A 1,027-nucleotide genomic window follows, 5' to 3' on the forward strand; every position below is an offset into this window, starting at 1 on the left:
CGGGAGCGGCTGGTAGGCCTCAGGGTCGAAGTCGATCTCGGTCAGCTGGACGTCGATCGGCAGGTCGATCAGGACCGGGCCCGGACGGCCGGAGCGCATCAGGTGGAAGGCCTGCTGGAACACGCCGGGGACCTGGGCGGCCTCCAGGACCGTGGTCGCGGCCTTGGTGACGGGCTTGGCGATCGAGGCGATGTCGACGGCCTGGAAGTCCTCCTTGTGCAGCCGGGCGACGGGCGCCTGGCCGGTGATGCACAGGATCGGGATGGAGTCGGCGATCGCCGAGTACAGGCCGGTGATCATGTCGGTGCCGGCCGGGCCCGAGGTGCCGATGCACACGCCGATGTTGCCGGCCTTGGCACGGGTGTAGCCCTCGGCCATGTGGGAGGCGCCCTCGACGTGCCGGGCCAGGGTGTGCTTGATCCCGCCCGAGGCCTTGAGGGCGGCGTAGAAGGGGTTGATGGCGGCGCCCGGCACGCCGAAGGCGACCTCAACGCCTTCGAGCTTGAGGATCTCCACGGCCGCGCGGGCGGCTGTCATACGAGGCATCGGGTCTCTCCTGCGTCGGCCCGCAGTGGCTCGGAGGGCTCATCTCCTGAATTCCACCATACGGAAGAACGGTTTCTGTATGTGGAAACAAGGTAGGGTCGGGTTCGCTGGAGCGTCAAGGGGGATTTCAACAGAATGTGGAAGCCGGCCGCGGTGGGGTGGAGTGCCGGTCGGGGGTGGCTGACCGGCGAGGGTTCGTACGTCCGAGCTGTGTTCGCGCTGGTGTACCCGGGGAAGCGGACGTTCCGGCCCGGAAAGCGCACCCGGTGTGCAGTGCGGGTGAAGGGACGGTGTCCGAGGTCGGCCCGCCCCGCCGACCTGGGTACCGTCGGTGGCACGCCGGGCCCGTGACGTCCAACTGAGGCCGCGGCAGGGGGGTTTGGGAGCGCCGGGGAACGGGGGAGTCCGCCGGCGGTCCCGTACAGGACCAGCGCGCCCGGTCCGCCGCACCCGCGCGGAGGACGCACCGCACCCCCCGGCC

Annotated in this window: 1 protein-coding gene; it reads right to left on the reverse strand. The window is 70.5% G+C overall.

What is annotated here, in order from left to right; translation table 11 throughout:
- On the reverse strand, nucleotides 1-546 hold a 546-nt coding region (locus ACFQ87_RS46745), incomplete at its 3' end, for a thiamine pyrophosphate-binding protein (protein ID WP_380617133.1).
- Nucleotides 547-1,027: the final 481 nt, after the last annotated feature.

It is taken from the genome of Kitasatospora sp. NPDC056531 (assembly GCF_042794375.1).
Lineage (GTDB): Bacteria > Actinomycetota > Actinomycetes > Streptomycetales > Streptomycetaceae > Kitasatospora.